The organism is Halomicrococcus pelagicus, assembly GCF_050954125.1.
Window position 1 is genome coordinate 548,129 of record NZ_JBPBWC010000001.1, and the last position, 16,879, is coordinate 565,007.

A 16,879-nucleotide genomic window follows, 5' to 3' on the forward strand; every position below is an offset into this window, starting at 1 on the left:
CGGACATGGACACTGCAAACGGACGTATCGACTCCGAGCGCGCGTGGGCCGGCGGAGTCCTCGCAGCACTCGTCGTCCTCGTCGGCGGCGTGGTCGCGTTCCCCCGGCGAGTGTACGACGAGTTCGTCTGGCACTACTTCTGGGGACCGGTCGTCGCCGACGCCAAGGGTGCACAGTGTGCCGTCCGCGAGGGCGGGACGACGAAGTTCTTCTACGAGGCGAACGCCTGTGCGACCGCGCCGGAACCGGTCGCCGTCCCGGGCTACACCCTCGTCTCCGAGGTTGGCTACGCCGTCACGCTCATCGCCGCGCTCGTCGGTCTCGTCTTCCTACTGCGTAGGCTCGACGTCGGCCAGGACCGGAGCCTCTTCTTCGCGCTGTTCCCGTTCATGCTGTTCGGCGGCGCGCTCCGCGTCGTCGAGGACGCCCTCGACGAAGGTCTGCAGGGCGTCGACGTCGCCATCTCCTACCCGTGGAACACGCTCATCATCAGTCCCGTCATCTACTTCACCGTCTTCTTCGTGACGCTGGCGGCGCTCGTGGCCAGCATCTTCCTCGCACGCCGGAACGTCGTCGACCGCTACGAGTACCCGCTGTTCGGGGCCGGGGCGGTGGCGCTCGTCGCCACGCTCGGGTACCTCCTCGCGCTGTCGTTCAGCACCGAACTCGTGACGCTCAACCTCCTCGTCCCCACGGTCGTCCTCGGCGGCGCGACGCTGGTGACGGGCGTGACGTGGTGGGCCATCGAGACGTTCGAACCGGAGATAAACGCCGGGACGGGAGCCATCGGCGCGGTCGTCATCTGGGGACACGCCGTCGACGGCGTCGCCAACGTCGCGGTGCTCGACTGGGCGGGCGCGCTCGGACTCGCGGGCCAGTACGGCGCGAAACACCCGGTCAACCGCGCTATCGTCTCGATCACCGACTCCGTGCTTCCCGCGTCGATTACGTCGGTCGTCGGTACCGCGTGGCCGTTCCTGTTCGTCAAGATACTCGCCGCCGTCGCCGTGGTCTGGGTGTTCGACCGGCGCATCTTCGAGGAGAGTCCGCGGTACGCCATCCTGTTGCTCATCGCCATCCTCGCGGTCGGACTCGGACCCGGGAGCCGGGACATGCTCAGGGCGACGTTCGGCGTCTAGCTCAGGCGTTCCAGCGTCGACTCGGGGAAGTACCGGCCGCCGCAGTTCGGACACTCCGCGACTTCGAGGGTGTCCGCGACGTCCCCGAAGCCGAACCGCTCGCCGGGTACCGTCCCCCGTGACAGCGGCGTTCCGCAACTCGCACACGTCAGGTCGAACTCGGTCGTCATGCGATCCCCGCTGACTTGTTACTGAAATTATTCATAATTATGGTCCTGGGCGGTATCACGTACGACAGTATCTAACATAAGTTCCTGGGTGGCGTTAACATGGGTTCCGAACGCCATCGACGAGAGCGCGGCGAGGAATACACCGACTGACCGTGTCAGGGGTAGGGGTGGAGTTGCCGGTCCAGGCGCGGGTCGAATCCGAGGTCTGCGGGCACGGAGCGAGCACGCTCGCCGAAGAAGGGGTCGCCGGTGAAAAGTGGCTGGGCCTCCGGCGCGAGCACGCGCACCGCCTCGAATCCGAGGCGCTCCACGTCCCGCGTGGTGAGCCGCGAACCGTACACGTCGAAGGCGTCGTTCGCGCGCGCGACGACCGCTTCGAGTTCGTCCTCGCCCTCCGGCGGGTCGTCGACCCCCACGCGGTCGCTCGGTACCGTCGTCTCCGGGTCGACGAACTCGCGGGCCGCCGCCGGAAAGTCGGCGTAGCGCGCGATGGCACCCTCCGCGTCGGCCGCCGCCTCCCGCCCCATCATCGACAGCTCCTGCCAGTTCTGGAGCGCCTCCGCGAGCGCCGACCGCGCCGCGGCGGCGGGGGCGAGGTTTGCGCCGGAACCGACCGCGAACCGCGGCCACTCGGCGTCGTCCCCGCGATGCACCGCCACCGCGACCACCGGAACGTCGACGTCCTGCGTGACGAGCAGCGGCGTCACCGAGAGGTCCTCCGCGCGCGCTCGCGAAGCGAGCGTCCGGAACCCCTCGTCGTCCACGTCGAGTCCGAGCGGGTCGAACGTGGAGTACCACGACAGCATCGTCGCGTCGCGTTCGACGACCTCGTACAGTCCCGACAGGAGCGCCTCCGTGGTCGAGTTGCCGAGGCCCAGTCCGGTCGTTATCGGCGGCTTGAATCGTGGTTCCGTCGGCGGGAACTGGACGAACTCCGCCGGGAGGGTGACCGGTTCGCCCGTCGCGAGGTTTCGGCCGGGAACCCAGGCGCACTCCGTCGCCGCGGCGGGCCACCCCTCCGGTCGGACGAACTCGCGCGGCGGGACGGCGTCGTCGAGCGCGGACGCCGGCGCGACCCCGAACTCGGACTCACGGTAGACGCCCGCACAGTAGCGCTCCAGGGCCTCCCCGAGCGCCTTCATCAGTGCAGCGTCCCAGTCGGCGGCGACCCCGGCGGCCTGCTCAGCCGCGCGGGCGTCGCTGAACGCCGACGTGTCGGTCACCTCCGCGAGGTAGTACGGAACAGGGAACGAGGCCACCTCGCCGAGCGAGGCGACGACGCCGACGCGCTCGTCCAGCGCCCGCTCCGCGCGCTCGACCGACTCCTCGACCGACGCCGTCGCGTGCCCGACCGAAAGGGTCCGGTCGCGTGCCTCTCCGCACGTCTCGCAGCCGGGGACGGGCAGGAGCGTCCGCTGGGCGTGGGGCAGTTCGAGGACGCCGCCCAGGACGGGCGATTCGTCGCCCGACAGCAGCGCGACCGCCTCGCGTCCGGCGAATGCGCCCGCGAGCCGAGCCGTCGCGCGTTCGACCGGCTCGTCCCTGGCTCCCTCGCTCGCCGGCTCGTCCCCGTCGTCGACGTTCGCCGCCACGCGGGTTCGCAGACAGTCGTAGCAGGCCGTTCCCGGTCCGAAGCCGGAGACGGCTGCGTCGACGTCCCCGAGCGCGTGCCCGCCGACGCCCCCGAGTTCGACCGCCAGCCACGGCGTCCCGTCGCTCGCTCGGTTCGCACGCGAGAACGCGTCGTCGCCGACACCCCCGACGACGACGCCGAACTCGACCGCTTCCAGGTCCGCCGCCCCACACTCCCGGGCCGTCCCGTCGGCGTCCGAGAGCGCTGCCCGGACCGCGTCTGCGGCGGGACCGTCTCCGACGACGCCGAACTGTCGCTGGCTCATGCGGGGACCCAGACGCCCGCGTGTCAAAAGCGACGCGGATAGCTACCGCTGTCGGAAAAAGAACGAAAAGAACGCGTCGTCAGTGGAGGATGCTCTGGGCGACGCCGGCCAGCTGGTCCGCGTCGGCGCCCTCCAGTTCCTCGTGTGCCAGCTTCAGGCGCAGGCGGGGACGACCGACGTCGATGGGGACCTTCTCCGTCCCGATGAGGCCCATGTCCTCGAGCTTCGTCTTCGTCCGCGAGAACGTCGCCTTGCTCGCGATGCCGACGTCCTCGCCCCACTTGCTGATGTCGTACAGCAGCGCCTCGTTCTTCGCGGCGACGAGCAGGCTGATGGTCACCTCGTCGAGGCCGTCACCGTCACCGCGTGCGGTTTCGAGCGAGGCGAGCACGCTGTCGAAATCGTCCTCGGCCTCGGGACTGATCTCCTCTTCCAGCGTCGCCCGCACGCGCGAGAGCGGCGGCGTGCGCAGCGAGAATTCCTCCGCCTCGTCCCAGCGCGTCGTGTACGCGTCGTTGGCCGCCTCGACGAACCCGTCGTCGTCGCTCGTCAGCCCGCCGACGTGGTCGCCCGCAGCGACGAGCGCGATGACCAGTTCGTCGGTGATGAGCAACTCGTTGCCGGACGGCTCCTCGGTCGTGCGCATCGTGAGCGCGCCCTCGTCGATGAGGTCCGCGGCGTTGCTGGCGATGATGAAGTCCTCCATCACGTCCTTGAGGATGGACTCGTCGGCCAGCATCCGCATCTCCGGCAGGTCGCCGTCGTACCCCGTCGCAGCGTCGACGAGCTGCTCGATGACGTCCGCCGAGGGGTTGACGACGAGCATGCTCTCGGGCGATTCGTCGATGGCAGTTCGTAAAATTTCACTGACACTTTTATTCAGCAGGTTCGATTTTGTTTCCATGTCTACGCGGACGAGATTCATCTATTTAATTTTAACGCTCCAACTCGACGGAAATCATAGGTTATGTTGGATGAACAATTGGTCAATGGGGTAATTACAATCGGTAGCGACGTATAATGGGTCCGTGACCGTCGTACCAGATACTGCCCTGCGCTGGAAAAGAAATTTCGGCCGTCGTCGTCCGCTCCGACCGTCTGTCCCGGAATTCCGTCGGTCGAAACGACCATCGAATCGACGACGCCGACGGCGGCCGTCGAGTAACTCCTACTTACTAATTGCATTTTCCTTGAACAGTCCGAAAGAATGAAGTGTGGATGTGAAGTATGAACTATTGTCATGCGACGTAAGATACGCCAGTGGTTCACGGAACATCCGAAGGCAACGAATCTCGCATTCAGCCTGCTGTTTGGATACACGATTCTGGCAGAGTACGGGATTTCGCCGCAGGTCCACTCCGGCGGAGCGACAGGTCCCTAGTCGGCGAGGGCAGTCAGGACTTCGTCGGACCAGCAGAGTTCTCCGGCGAACACTATCGGCATTTTTGCATGTTCGAGGAACGTCCGTAGGTCCGAACGAGAGAGTTCGAACGCGGCGTCGTCCCCGTGGAGATAGATGTCCTGGTTGTCCTGGATGTACGGCTGATAGCCGCTGCCGACCATCCGAACCATCAACGACCGATATCTGAACTCGTACCCGTCGCCGTCGCTCTCGATTTTCCCGACTATGGGGAAGGTAGTCTCGCTCTGGGCGAGTTGATACGTCCCGTCGCCGACGACGGAGTAGTCCTTCCCGGTCATGATGCGCCTGCGGGACAGTTGCATCGCCGTCTGGATGCTGAATCCGTTCATCAGTAGTCGAGCGAACGAGACGCCGACCTTCGCCGCCTGCTTGTTCAACACCTTGTTGAACGTAACCGCGCCCGCGACGCTCCCCTTCTTGACCAGTTCCATCCCCTCGTAGTACGACCCGCAGGCGTTCAGGAAGAACGTCTGAACGTTGCTCTCCGCGATGTTCGCGACGGAGAGATTCCCGTCGGTACATCGGAGGCCGTCTTCCTCGCAGTGTCCGATGTAGTGGACGAAGTCGCGTGGCGTCTCCAGCACGCCCGCGAGTTCGTCGCGGCGAAGGTACTCCCGCACCGTCACGTCCATCGGGAGCTCCTCGGCCCGCTCTCGATAGATGTCGGCGGCGCTCTCGTGCTCCGTCTCCATCTCCTCGTCGTTCAGAATCAGCGCCACTTCTATCTCGTCGCCCTCCCTGTCGAGGTAGTCGAACCGGTTCTCGTACGCGGTCGGTTCCACCTTGAACACGTCGATGGGGACGCCGTCGGCGAGCCAGCCGTGAACGCGTCCGCGGTGCAGTTCCGGCTTGACGCGGTCGACCGACGTAACTGGACCGGCGCCGGTACGGCGGTAGGGTCTGGCGGTCGCTCGTCCGGGAATCTCCGGCGCGCCACGGTAGAAGTCGTCCAGCGACGCGTCGAGGAGTTCGCCCGGATTCAGCTCCGACGTCTCCGGCAGGTAGACGAGCGAGAGATTCGAGAGCATGTACGGCAGCGACGAGACGTTGTCCACGATCGGGTCGACGTACGTCGAGAGGTGCCAGTCCGGCAACTCGTCGTCGATGCGCTCGAACGGCGCGAGCATGTAGGTGACGAGCTGTTCCGCGGGCGACGATTCGTACGTCTCCTCGGCGTCGATCTCCACCTCGTCGAGCAGCGGTAGCTCCGCGAGATTCCAGCTGTGCGGTCCGGCGTTGCGGACCAGACAGTCGAGGAAGAACACGCGCCTGAGCATGTCGGCGGCCTCGTGCTGGAACTGTGGAAGCGGACTGAACGAGTACGTGTAGTCGAGTGCCGGCGCGCGCAGCACCGGGGCGTCACGGCGCTCGGCTTTCACGTCCGCCTGCAGGTAGTACGCGAGCGGTGCGGCGACGAACAGCGAGTCGAAGTCGTCCGGCACGAGCAACTCGATGCCGACGTCTTTCCGCCGGTCCCGGACGGTCTCCGGAACGTCGGTCTGGTTGCCGACCGATATCCGGGGCGGATAGCCCCGGAGCGTCGGAAACGACCGGTCCGGCCCCGTGGTCTTGTGGGAGGCAGAGAGGGCGGTGAGCGCCGTCGCCAGGCCGTGCGGCGTCGGCGGCACCGTGACGGTGTCGACGGGTACCTCGTGGTGGCTCCGGAACCCGAACGTGACCCTGGTCGGCGCCGTGAACTCGATGATGAGTTCGTCGAAGTCGTCCGTCTTCCGCACCGTCGCCGGACCGGAGAACCGAAGGTAGGTCTTGACGTTGCCGTGGACGTTGACGAGGTAGTCGCTGTCCGACAACGAGAGCGTACCGGAGTCACCCCCGTGTTCGTAACGTTCGCCTGTTGTAAGGTCGGTGACGATTGCCAGACTCGGCGGAAACCGCAGTTCGGACGCCACCCCAGTGACCGTCTCGTCGACGGGGCGGTCGATGTCGAGTGGGGTACTGCTCCTGCGCCAGTCGGGTGCGTCTATGGAAATCCCCGTTTTGGTCCGGTCGAATGCCCGGATACCGTCTTTCGTCTCCTCCCACTCGATCATGCCGGCAGTAAAACTGTTATCCCACCATTAACTTATATTTCTATCGGGGAGAGGAACTCTATTCACCGAAAGGTAAACTTATACGCCGTGCTGTCTCCGAGTAGCACATGAAGTACGACCACGTTCGAGAGGTCGACCCCGACGTCGCAGATGCCCTGTCGGCAGAGGTAGACCGCCAGCGCGACACGCTCGCCATGATCGCGAGCGAGAACCACGTGAGCGAGGCCGTCCTCGAGGCCCAGGGGAGCACCCTCACGAACAAGTACGCCGAGGGCTACCCCGGCGAACGCTACTACGGCGGCTGTGAACACGTCGACACGGTCGAAGAGCTCGCCATCGAGCGCGCCAAGGAACTCTGGGGCGCCGACCACGTCAACGTCCAGCCGCACAGCGGCAGTCAGGCGAACATGGGCGTCTACCTCGCCGTGCTCGACCCCGGCGACAAGATTCTCTCGCTCGACCTGACCCACGGCGGCCACCTCAGCCACGGTCACCACGTCAACTTCGCCGGCCAGCTCTACGATGTCGAACACTACGAGGTCGACACCGAAACCGGCACCATCGACTACGACGCGCTCCTCGACCACGCCCGAGAGTTCGAGCCCGACATCGTCGTCTCGGGCTACTCGGCGTACCCCCGGCAGGTCGAGTGGGAGCGCATCCAGGCGGCCGCCGACGTCGCCGACGCCTACCATCTCGCCGACATCGCCCACATCACCGGACTCGTCGCGGCGGGCGAACACCCCTCGCCCGTCGGCGTTGCGGACTTCGTCACCGGCTCGACGCACAAGACCATCCGGTCGGGTCGCGGCGGCATCATCATGTGCGACGAGGAGTACGCGGACGACGTCGATTCGGCCGTCATCCCCGGCATGCAGGGCGGTCCGCTGATGCACAACGTCGCGGGCAAGGCGGTCGGATTCAAGGAGGCCCTCCAGCCCGAGTTCGAGGAGTACGCCGCCCAGACGGTGAAGAACGCGGAGGTCCTCGGAGAACAGCTTCAGGAGCACGGGTTCGGCCTCGTCTCCGGCGGCACCGACACTCACCTCGTGCTCGTCGACCTCCGGGAGTCCCACGAGGACGTGACCGGCAAGGAGGCCGAGCAGGCGCTCGAAGACGTCGGCATCGTCCTGAACGCCAACACGGTGCCGGGCGAGACGCGCTCGCCGTTCGTCACCAGCGGCATCCGCGCCGGCACGCCCGCGCTCACGACCCGCGGCTTCGACGCCGACGACATGCGCGAGGTCGGCGACCTCATCGCGAAAGTCGTCGACAACGTCGACGACGAGGACGTGCGAGCGGACGCCGCCGAACGCGTCCAGAAGCTCTGCGACGCGAACCCCCTGTACGAGTAACCGTCCTCTTCGTTTCCCGCGATTTCTCCCGCGCTCCCCATTATTTGGGGATGGAGACTAAGTGCGCATCCGTCGTACCGTACGGCATGCCTGACGGAGAGCCTCCAGTGCGCGCGTCGTTCGAAATCACGACCGAACGAGAGCCGAGCGCGACGCTCCTCGCCGGCTTCTCGGAGTTCGGACTGGCTGGCCTGACCGCCGTCGACTACCTCGCCGACCACCTCGGCCTGGAGGAGACCGGTCACGTCACCGCCGACCAGTTGCCCGCCATCACGCCGTTCGAGAACGGCCGCCCCCGCCACCACACCCGGCTCTTCTCCCGGCCCGACCTCGACGTCACCATACTGCTCGGAGAACTCTTCGTCCCGGCGTGGGCCGCCGACTCGTTCGGCCGGTCCATTATCGACTGGACCGAGGAGAACGGGGTCGAGGAGATCGCCGTCCTCTCCGGCGTCCCCGTTCCGCACGGCCCCGAAGAGCACCGCGTCTTCTACATCGCTACAGACGACTACCGCGACAGCCGCCTCGCCGACGCAGACGTCCCCGGGATGGGACGCGGCTTTCTCGACGGCGTGAACGCGACGCTCGTCGGCCAGGGAATCGACTCCCCGCTCGGCGTCGGCGTCTACGTCACGCCCGTCCACGCCCAGGCCCCAGACGTCGAAGCCGCGCTCCGACTCATCGCCACCGTCGACAAGGTGTACGACCTCGACGTCGACACCGGACCACTGGAGGCGTTCGCCGAGGAGGTCAGGGGGTACTACGAGGAACTGTCCGCGCGACTGCAGGCCGCGAGCGAGGAGGACCTCGCCCCCGACAAGATGTTCATGTAGCCGTCGCGGTCGCGGTCGATGGAAAACGGGGGGAGATAAGGCGCTCGGTCGGCTTGCCAGTAACAATGACCTCGGACGACCTCTACCGCACGCTGGAGCGCGTGGGGGAGCGGTTCAATCTCGGCGAGTACGAGATAGACGCCTACCTTACCGTCCTCGAACATGGGGACCTGACCGCGAGCGAGATAGCCGAACGGACCGACATTCCCCAGCCGCGGGTGTACGACACGGTGCGGAGCCTCAGCGACCGCGGACTGGTCGAACTGCGTGAATCGCGGCCGATGAAGGTCATCGCCATCGACCCCGAAGAGGCGTTCTCCAACGTCCAGTCGTCGCTCGACGAGATGATAGCCGGCCTCGAATCGCGGTACACGGCTCCGGGACGCGACACCGAGGCCGTCTCGCTGGTGAAGTCCCGCTCGACCATCCTTCGGTACCTCGAAGACGTCGTCGACGCGGCGGAGTACGAACTCGCGCTGTCGCTGACGCCCGACCTGCTCGACCGCTTCGCGGAGCAACTCGCCGGGGCTACCGACGACGGCGTCAGCGTCGAACTCATCGTGACGCCCGCCTCTGAGGCACCGGACCCGGACGAGTTCGACTACGCCGCCGTCGCCACCACGGTGCGCGCCCGCCGCGGCATCACGACCCCGGTCATCGCCGTCGCCGACGGTCGGTACTCGATGTACGCGACGCAGGACGCGTTGCGCGACGACCGCGACCGCTACGGCGTCATCTTCAACCGTTCCGCGCTGGGATTTCTCGTCTCCGGGTTCTTTGGAACCGTCCTCTGGACGACCACCGAGCGCACGCTCTTCTCGAACGGCGAGGGCCGCTCGTTCCCCCGGCGGTACGCGTCCATCCGGCGCTGCGTGAAAGAGATCCAGGGGCTGGAGGGCGAGTTCTACGCCACCGTCGAGGGGCGGGACATCGAGACGGGCGAGTCCCGCGTCGTCGAGGGGAAGATCGTCGGCTTCTCGTTCGAGGCGGGCGAGCGCGTCGCCGGGATGACCGTCGAGACCGCCGATGGCGAGGTCACCGTCGGCGGGCAGGTTGCGGCGCTCGAGACCATCGAAGCCCACGAGATTCGCGTCGGGGAAGGCGAACCGCCGGCGTAGGCGAGTTCCGGTCGAGTTCGGACCGACCCCGGTCAGTCGAGCGTGACGCTGCGCTGACCGCAGTCGGGACAGGCCAGCACCGTCTCGGGTGGAGCCATGGGGTTCGTCGTCGCACTGCCACAGCAGTCGTCGGTGGTCGTCTCCGCCAGCGGAACGTCGCAGGCCGGACAGTCCTGGAGGAAGGTCCGCAGCGCGGACGCGGCGGGTGCGCGCAACGCGACGGGGACGCCGTCGTCGGCGAGCGCTCGCACCGCCGCTACCTCCGCGACGGCGACGGGTCGCGGCAGCCACGTCTCGCTCGCCGGACCGCCGCCTGAGAGGACCAACCAGCGACCCTCCTCGACCGTCTCGACCGACTCTGCGTGCTCGGCGACGCTCCGGACCGCGGTCGCGAGGTCCTCGTTCCGAACGTCCGCCATCGCCGCACGCCAGCGTTCGCGGAACCGCTCGTCGAGGTGGACGGTGTCGCCGACGGCGTGCAGGACGCCCGCGTCGACGAGGGCGTCGGCGGCGCGCTCGCCCGTCGCGTCGTCGGCCCCGGACGCGAGCGACCCCGGGTCGTCGGGCGAGGAGTCGGACGGGCCGGCGGCGTGCGGGTCGTCGATTCCCGGGAGCGCAGCGACGAACCGCGGTGCGAACCGTGGCGTCCCGGGGACGACGTATCCCCGGAGTGCGATGACGCCGCCGCCGACCGTCCCGAGCGCGAGGGCGACGAGGCCGCGAACCGTGCGCCTGGCGGGTAACCAGATTCCAATGACCGCGCACGCGAACGCGAGGAGCGCACCGTTGACCGCCGTACAGGGCCAGCACCGATTCTCGCCCGTGTGTTCCGGGTTCCGGAGAGCGTCGAGCATGGAAGAGTGGGGGATGTTTGGTCGCGGGCCGGTTTCAGTGTTCGGGGCTCCCGGGGCCCACAGTCATTTGCCGACGGGCGACCAGCAGGCGAACGTATGACTGATATGGAGTACACGACGCTCGGCGACACCGGTCTCGAAGTGTCCCGGCTCTGTCTCGGCTGCATGAACTTCGGCAGCGAGCAGCCGTGGATGATCGGTGACGAGGAGAAGAGCCACGAGATCATCGACCGCGCGCTGGACCTGGGCATCAACTTCCTCGACACGGCGAACGTCTACTCGCACGGCGAGAGCGAGGAAATCGTCGGCGACGCCATCGAGGACCGGAACCGGGAGGAGCTCGTCGTCGCAACGAAGGTGTACGGCCAGATGGGCGACCACCCCAACGGCCAGGGTCTCTCGCGCAAGCACGTACTCGACCAGATCGAGGGGAGTCTGGAGCGACTCGGCACCGACTACGTCGACCTCTACCAGATTCACCGGTGGGACGAGTCGACGCCCATCGAGGAGACGCTGTCGGCGCTCGACTATCTCGTCGAAACGGGGCGAGTGCGGTACATCGGCGCGAGCACGATGGCCGCCTGGCAGTTCCAGCGGGCGCTCTCGGAGAGCGACCTGAACGACTACGAGCGGTTCACCTGCATGCAACCGGAGTACAACCTCGTCGACCGTCACGAGGAGCAGAACGTCCTCCCGGTCTGCGAGGAGGAGGGCGTCGGCGTCATCCCGTGGTCGCCGCTCGCCGGCGGCTTCCTGACGGGGAAGTACGACCGCGACAGCGCCCTCGACGAAGGCCGGGCCGCCAGCGACGAGTACACGGAACAGCGGTTCACCGACGAGAACTGGGCGGTCCTGGACGCGGTCCGGGAGGTCGCAGACGAGGTCGACGCCACTCCGGCGCAGGTGAGCCTCGCGTGGCTTCTGCATCAGGACGTCGTCACCGCGCCCATCGTCGGCCCGCGGACGCTCGACCACCTGGAGGAGAACGTCGCCGCGCTCGACGTGTCACTGTCCGACGAGCAGGTCGAACGTCTCGAGGAACCGAACACCCCCGTCTGGTCGCGCGAAATCGCCGGAATCGAGGAGTAGACGGTCCGGGGACGTCGACGTTTCGTCGACCGATGCAGGCGACTCGACAACGGCGTGTGGACTTTCGCGGCGTTGTAAATACGACGACAACCCTCGCTGTATTATTCTTATTAAATACCTGGAAATAATATGGTTTCGCCGGGAGTTTTTTTACGTCTGTACCACGTCCGTCAACCGGTCCAGCGTTCGTTTCCGGCCGTAAGACTGTACCTGACGGTTTCTGGCGCGTCGGACCAACGTAAGGGAACGGCCATAACTTGTTTTACGTCGGTACGTCTGCTTAGCCCCGTGTGCGAAAGTGAGTTAGTCGATAAAGTTACAATTAACATAGTCAATCATGGCGAAGATATAAATGCTCCAACTCCCATTTTTTGAGCTATGGTAGGTGCTAGCTCGCGTGATGGCGTATCACGGCGAAAGTTCGTAAAAGCAGTCGGTGTGTCGGGTACCGCTGCCGGGCTCGCGGGCTGCACGAGCCGCGGTCAGGTCGCCAATCCGAACACGATAAAGTGGGCGGCTGACTCCGACGCGGCCGACAACGCCGGCGCTATCAACAAAGCGCTACACGAGGCAGGGTTGTCCAAAGACATCGAGGTCGATGTCCTCGCCGGTTCTTCGCAGACGGGCGTCCGTCAGTCCCAGTACCAGCGCTGGCTTTCGGCCAACCTCGAAGAGCCGGACATGCTCCTGATGGACAGCGGGTGGGCGTTGACGTTCATCGCCCGCCGTCAGGTCCTGAACCTGAGCGACGCTCTCCCGCAGAACATGGTAAAAAGGGCCAAGAACGACTACTTCGAGGCCAGCGTCCAGACCGCGACGGCCAGGAACGGCGACCTGTACGCTATCCCGCTGTTCCCGGACTTCCCGACGATGCAGTACCGGAAGGACCTCGTGAAGGAAGCCGGATTCCAGCCGGACAAGAACAACTGGGCCACCGAATCGATCGACTGGAAGAAGTTCTCGAAGGTGACCAAGGAGGTGATGAAACAACAGAACGACAAGAAGAAAGGGTCGATGCCCTACGGGTTCACCTTCCAGGCCGACATCTACGAGGGACTGTCCTGCTGTGACTTCAACGAGTTCATGAGTTCGTGGGGTGGGGCGTACTTCGGCGGCTTCGACAACCTGTTCGGTCCCATCGGCGAGCGACCCGTCACCGTCGCAGAGAAACCGGTCGTCGACTCCATCAAGATGATCCGGACCTTCATCCACGGACCGAACGCGCCGAACACGCTGGACGATTACGCGGGTCCCATCTCGCCATCCGCGGTGCTGTCGTGGACCGAGGAGACCTCGCGCGCACCGTTCACGAACGGGAACGCGGTCATGCACCGCAACTGGCCGTACTCCATCGTCATGAACGGTGCCGAAGACGTGTTCGGGAAGGACCTGGGCGTCATGCCCATTCCGTACGGCGTCAAACCGAACAACGCCAAGTACAAGCGGACGGGCGGACCGGTTGCCGCGCTCGGCGGCTGGCACATGACCGTCAACCCGAACTCGCCGAAGATTCAGAAGTGCATCGAGGTGCTCCGGGCGATGATGCAGCCGTCGTTCAAGTTCAAGCTATTCGAACTGATCGGCTGGATTCCGCCGGAACCGGACCTCCTCAAGTCGAAACAGGCCCGGAACGTTCCAATCATCGGTCGGTACATCGATCAGCTTCGGGTCGCCGGACAGAACGCCATTCCACGGCCCGTGACGGCGGTGTGGCCCCAGCAATCGGGCAAGATTGCCCAGAGCGTCCACTCGGCCTACTCTGGCGGTCAATCTCCGGAGAGCGCTATGCAGTCGCTGAAGAGCCAACTCAAGTCGATAGAGGAGTACAACTCTGATTAATAACTATGGCAACTGAATCTGAACAAGGGCTACCGGAACGACAGAAATCGGGAGCGTACGCCAGTACGGTCCGATGGATCGAGAATCTGAGCGAGACGCAGTTCGCGTATCTACTGTTGATCCCGGCGCTGCTGCTGCTCGGCGTCATCGCCCTCTGGCCGCTCGTCCGGACGTTCCAGATGTCGCTGCACGCCGACAGCATCCGGGGAGCGTCCCAGATCGGCGAGTTCGTCGGATTCGAGAACTACGTCAACCTGCTCACGGGGAAACTGGACGTCGTCGCACTTCCCCAGCCGTTCATCGACCTCAGTTCGCCGTTCAAGAGCGCGCTAATCGTCACGTTCATGTTCACCATCGCGAGCGTGCTGCTCGAGACGCTCATCGGCTTCGGGCAGGCGCTCGTCCTCGACCAGGAGTTCCGTGGACGGCGCTGGGTCCGGGTGGCGATCATCCTCCCGTGGGCAGTTCCCATCGTCATTCAGGGGATGATCTTCTACCTCCTGTTCTCGCCGGGCATCGGCTTCGGGGCCGACCTGCTTCACAGCTGGGTCGGCTTCTCGGAGACGCCGCTGGTCAACAGCCCCGAGGCGCTCTCGATAATCGTCATCGCCGACGTGTGGAAGACGACGGCGTTCATGGCGCTGCTCATCCTCGCGGGGATGCAGAGCATCAACCGGAGCCTCTACGACGTTGCGAAGGTCGCGGGCGCGTCGAAGTGGCAGCAGTTCAAGATGATAACCCTGCCGCTCATCTTCCCGACCGTGATGGTCGCGATGCTGTTCCGCACCATCGCCGCGATGCGCATCTACGGCCTCATCGAGACGGTGTCGGGATGTACGACGGTGCCGTCGCTCTCGTGTCTCGTCGTCTCGACGTTCAGCACGCGCCGATACGGGACCGCGTCCGCCATCGCATTCGTCACGGCGGCCATCATCGCCGTCGTCGTGTCGGTGTACATATTCAAGTTCCGCGACAGCGCACAGGGGGGAATGTAGATGTCGCAAGCAGAGGAGAGTCGCGGACGCATCCAGCAGTGGGCCAAAGATTCGATGGAGGACCCCGAGAGCACCTACCGGGGCCTGTTCTACCTCGTGACGGTGTTCTTCCTGCTCACGACGCTGTTCCCGTTCTACTGGCTGCTCGTGCTGGCGCTGACGCCGAGCAACAAGATATCGAACATGGGACTACTTCCGAGGGGGTTCAACCCCGAGGCGTTCGTCACCATCTTCGAGCGCCTGCCGTTCCACGTCTACATGTTCAACAGCTTCGTGCTCGCGCTGGTGACGACGGCCATCGTGCTGGTGCTCGCCAGCCTCGCGGGCTACGTGTTCGGACGGCTGGAGTTCCCCGGGCGAGGGCCGCTCATGCTGCTCATCCTCGCCATCTCGTACTTCCCGCCGGCGGCGTTCCTCATCCCGCTGTTCCGGCTGTTCACTGGGAACGTCGAGATACTCGGACTCAGCAGTCCGATGCTATACAACACGCCCGGCGCGCTGTTGCTCCCGTTCAGCGCGCTGTTCATGCCCCTCTCGATATTCATCCTGACGACGTTCTACGGCCAGATACCGGACGGGCTGGAGGACGCCGCGCGCATCGAGGGGACGACGCGTCTCGGCGCGCTGTTCCGGGTCATCATGCCGCTGTCCGCGCCCGGCGTGGCGACGGCCGGCGTGCTAACGTTTATCAACGTGTACAACGAGTTCTTCTTCTCGTTCCTGATGACCGACGGACAGGCGAAGAACTGGGCCCCCATCGTCTGGGGCATTCTGGGCTACCAGGGGCAGTACGCGTCGTCGTACAACCTCATGGCGGCGGCGAGCATCGTGGGCGTACTGCCAATCGCCATCCTCGTCGTCATCGCACAGGAAAAGATCGTCAGTGGACTCACGGCAGGAGCGCTCAAGGAGTGATACAGAATGGGTGAAGTCAACCTCGAACACGTCACGAAACGATACCAGGATGTAACGGCAGTCGACGACATGAACCTCGAAATCGAGGACGGCGAGTTCGTCACGCTCGTCGGCCCCTCGGGCTGTGGGAAATCGACCACGCTGGAGACCATCGCCGGTCTCACGAAGCCCACGGAGGGGAAGATAACCATCGCCGGGCGAGAGGTGACGAACCTCCCGCCGAAAGACCGCGGGATAGCGATGGTGTTCCAGAACATCGCGCTGTTCCCGCACATGGACGTCTACGACAACATCAGCTTCGGGCTGCGGCTGCGCGATTACGACAAAGACGAGATCGACCGCCGGGTCGACAAGGCGGCCGACATCGTCCAGCTAGAGGGGATGCTCGACCGGATGCCGGACGAGATGTCCGGCGGGCAGCGCCAGCGCGTCGCCATCGCGCGCGCCATCGTCAGGGAGCCCGAAGTGTTCCTGATGGACGAACCGCTGGCGAACCTCGACGCGAAGCTGCGCGTCCACATGCGGACCGAGCTCCAGCGGCTCCACAAGGAACTGGACGCCACCATCGTCTACGTCACCCACGACCAGGCGGAGGCGATGACGATGTCTAGTCGCATCGCGGTCATCAACAAGGGCGAACTCCAGCAGTTCGCGCCGCCGCTGGAGTGTTACAACGCACCAGCGAACCTCTTCGTCGCCGGGTTCATCGGCTCGCCGAGCATGAACCTCATCGAGGGAACCGTCGACGAGTCGGGGCTGGACCTGACCGACTACCACATCGATTTCGACCCCGGCCAGCTGGACGGCGTCGGACCAGGCGACCACGTGACGCTGGGCGTCCGTCCCGAGGACGTCTACCTCGTCGAAGACGCCGACAAGGTGGCGCACCCGTCCGGTCGCATCGACGCCCAGACCGACGTGCTCGAACCCATGGGCGACGAGATATTCGTCTACCTCCTCACCGGCGAACAGGAGATGGCCGGCGGCGGTATGGACGCCGAAGCTGGGGACGCTCACCAGTTGCTGATGAGCGTCGACCCGGACAAGGAGCTGGAGGTCGACAGCGACGTCGAGGTCGTGCTGGACAGCGAGAACGTCCACCTGTTCGACACGGGGACCGGCGAGGCCATCACGCACGACCTGCGGTTCGCGGCGACCGAGACGGAACCCACCGGCACGGAAGCGGAGGGGGACGACTGA

Annotated in this window: 15 protein-coding genes; 10 read left to right on the forward strand and 5 right to left on the reverse strand. The window is 65.3% G+C overall.

The features are described 5' to 3' along the window. Positions 1-5 precede the first annotated feature (5 nt). Positions 6-1,139 carry a DUF63 family protein gene (locus ACRYA2_RS03085; RefSeq protein ID WP_433624107.1) on the forward strand — a complete coding sequence of 378 codons (1,134 nt, stop codon included), beginning with the start codon at positions 6-8 and terminating at the stop codon, positions 1,137-1,139. Here the strand turns inward: ACRYA2_RS03085 and ACRYA2_RS03090 are convergent. From ACRYA2_RS03090 to tbsP, 3 genes are all read right to left on the reverse strand, one after another. Then, entirely contained in the window at positions 1,136-1,309 is a 174-nt protein-coding gene (locus ACRYA2_RS03090) for a DUF7479 domain-containing protein (RefSeq protein ID WP_433624109.1), read from the reverse strand. The two genes, ACRYA2_RS03085 and ACRYA2_RS03090, sit on opposite strands and share 4 nt — an antisense overlap. A gap of 155 nt (positions 1,310-1,464) precedes the next feature. Continuing rightward, complete coding sequence (locus tag ACRYA2_RS03095) at positions 1,465-3,207, reverse strand: YcaO-like family protein (protein ID WP_433624111.1); 1,743 nt, start codon at positions 3,205-3,207, stop codon at positions 1,465-1,467. Positions 3,208-3,286: 79 nt separating this feature from the next. Further along, a complete protein-coding gene (gene tbsP, locus ACRYA2_RS03100) occupies positions 3,287-4,111 on the reverse strand; it encodes a transcriptional regulator TbsP (protein ID WP_433624113.1) in 825 nt (274 codons plus the stop codon). Between the two features lie 336 nt (positions 4,112-4,447). Between tbsP and ACRYA2_RS03105 the strand changes: the two genes are divergently transcribed. Then, positions 4,448-4,588: a hypothetical protein gene (locus tag ACRYA2_RS03105; protein ID WP_433624115.1), complete on the forward strand. Its 141-nt coding sequence runs from the start codon at positions 4,448-4,450 to the stop codon at positions 4,586-4,588. Here the strand turns inward: ACRYA2_RS03105 and ACRYA2_RS03110 are convergent. Then, a complete protein-coding gene (locus ACRYA2_RS03110) occupies positions 4,585-6,681 on the reverse strand; it encodes a hypothetical protein (RefSeq protein ID WP_433624116.1) in 2,097 nt (698 codons plus the stop codon). The genes ACRYA2_RS03105 and ACRYA2_RS03110 overlap by 4 nt on opposite strands. Before the next feature lie 107 nt (positions 6,682-6,788). Here ACRYA2_RS03110 and glyA point away from each other — a divergent pair, with 107 nt between their 5' ends. From glyA to trmB, 3 genes are all read left to right on the forward strand, one after another. Then, entirely contained in the window at positions 6,789-8,036 is a 1,248-nt protein-coding gene (gene glyA, locus ACRYA2_RS03115; RefSeq protein WP_433624118.1) for a serine hydroxymethyltransferase, read from the forward strand. A gap of 86 nt (positions 8,037-8,122) precedes the next feature. Further along, positions 8,123-8,869, forward strand: a complete 747-nt coding sequence (locus tag ACRYA2_RS03120; RefSeq protein ID WP_433624119.1) for a proteasome assembly chaperone family protein — start codon at positions 8,123-8,125, stop codon at positions 8,867-8,869. 65 nt (positions 8,870-8,934) lie between these two features. Next, positions 8,935-9,987 (forward strand): HTH-type sugar sensing transcriptional regulator TrmB, encoded by a 1,053-nt coding sequence (trmB, locus tag ACRYA2_RS03125; RefSeq protein WP_433624120.1) that lies wholly within the window; start codon positions 8,935-8,937, stop codon positions 9,985-9,987. A 32-nt stretch (positions 9,988-10,019) separates the two neighbouring features. Here trmB and ACRYA2_RS03130 read toward each other — a convergent pair whose 3' ends face one another. Then, positions 10,020-10,841 (reverse strand): DUF8054 domain-containing protein, encoded by an 822-nt coding sequence (locus tag ACRYA2_RS03130; protein ID WP_433624122.1) that lies wholly within the window; start codon positions 10,839-10,841, stop codon positions 10,020-10,022. Between the two features lie 96 nt (positions 10,842-10,937). Here ACRYA2_RS03130 and ACRYA2_RS03135 point away from each other — a divergent pair, with 96 nt between their 5' ends. The 5 genes from ACRYA2_RS03135 (at position 10,938) to ACRYA2_RS03155 (ending at position 16,879) form a co-directional block, all read left to right on the forward strand. Then, entirely contained in the window at positions 10,938-11,930 is a 993-nt protein-coding gene (locus ACRYA2_RS03135; RefSeq protein WP_433624124.1) for an aldo/keto reductase, read from the forward strand. Between the two features lie 378 nt (positions 11,931-12,308). Next, positions 12,309-13,769: an extracellular solute-binding protein gene (locus ACRYA2_RS03140; RefSeq protein ID WP_433624126.1), complete on the forward strand. Its 1,461-nt coding sequence runs from the start codon at positions 12,309-12,311 to the stop codon at positions 13,767-13,769. Between the two features lie 5 nt (positions 13,770-13,774). Beyond that, entirely contained in the window at positions 13,775-14,764 is a 990-nt protein-coding gene (locus ACRYA2_RS03145) for a carbohydrate ABC transporter permease (RefSeq protein WP_433624128.1), read from the forward strand. Continuing rightward, positions 14,765-15,679, forward strand: coding sequence for a carbohydrate ABC transporter permease (locus tag ACRYA2_RS03150; RefSeq protein WP_433624129.1), 915 nt, complete (start codon positions 14,765-14,767; stop codon positions 15,677-15,679). Positions 15,680-15,685: 6 nt separating this feature from the next. Further along, positions 15,686-16,879: an ABC transporter ATP-binding protein gene (locus tag ACRYA2_RS03155; protein WP_433624131.1), complete on the forward strand. Its 1,194-nt coding sequence runs from the start codon at positions 15,686-15,688 to the stop codon at positions 16,877-16,879.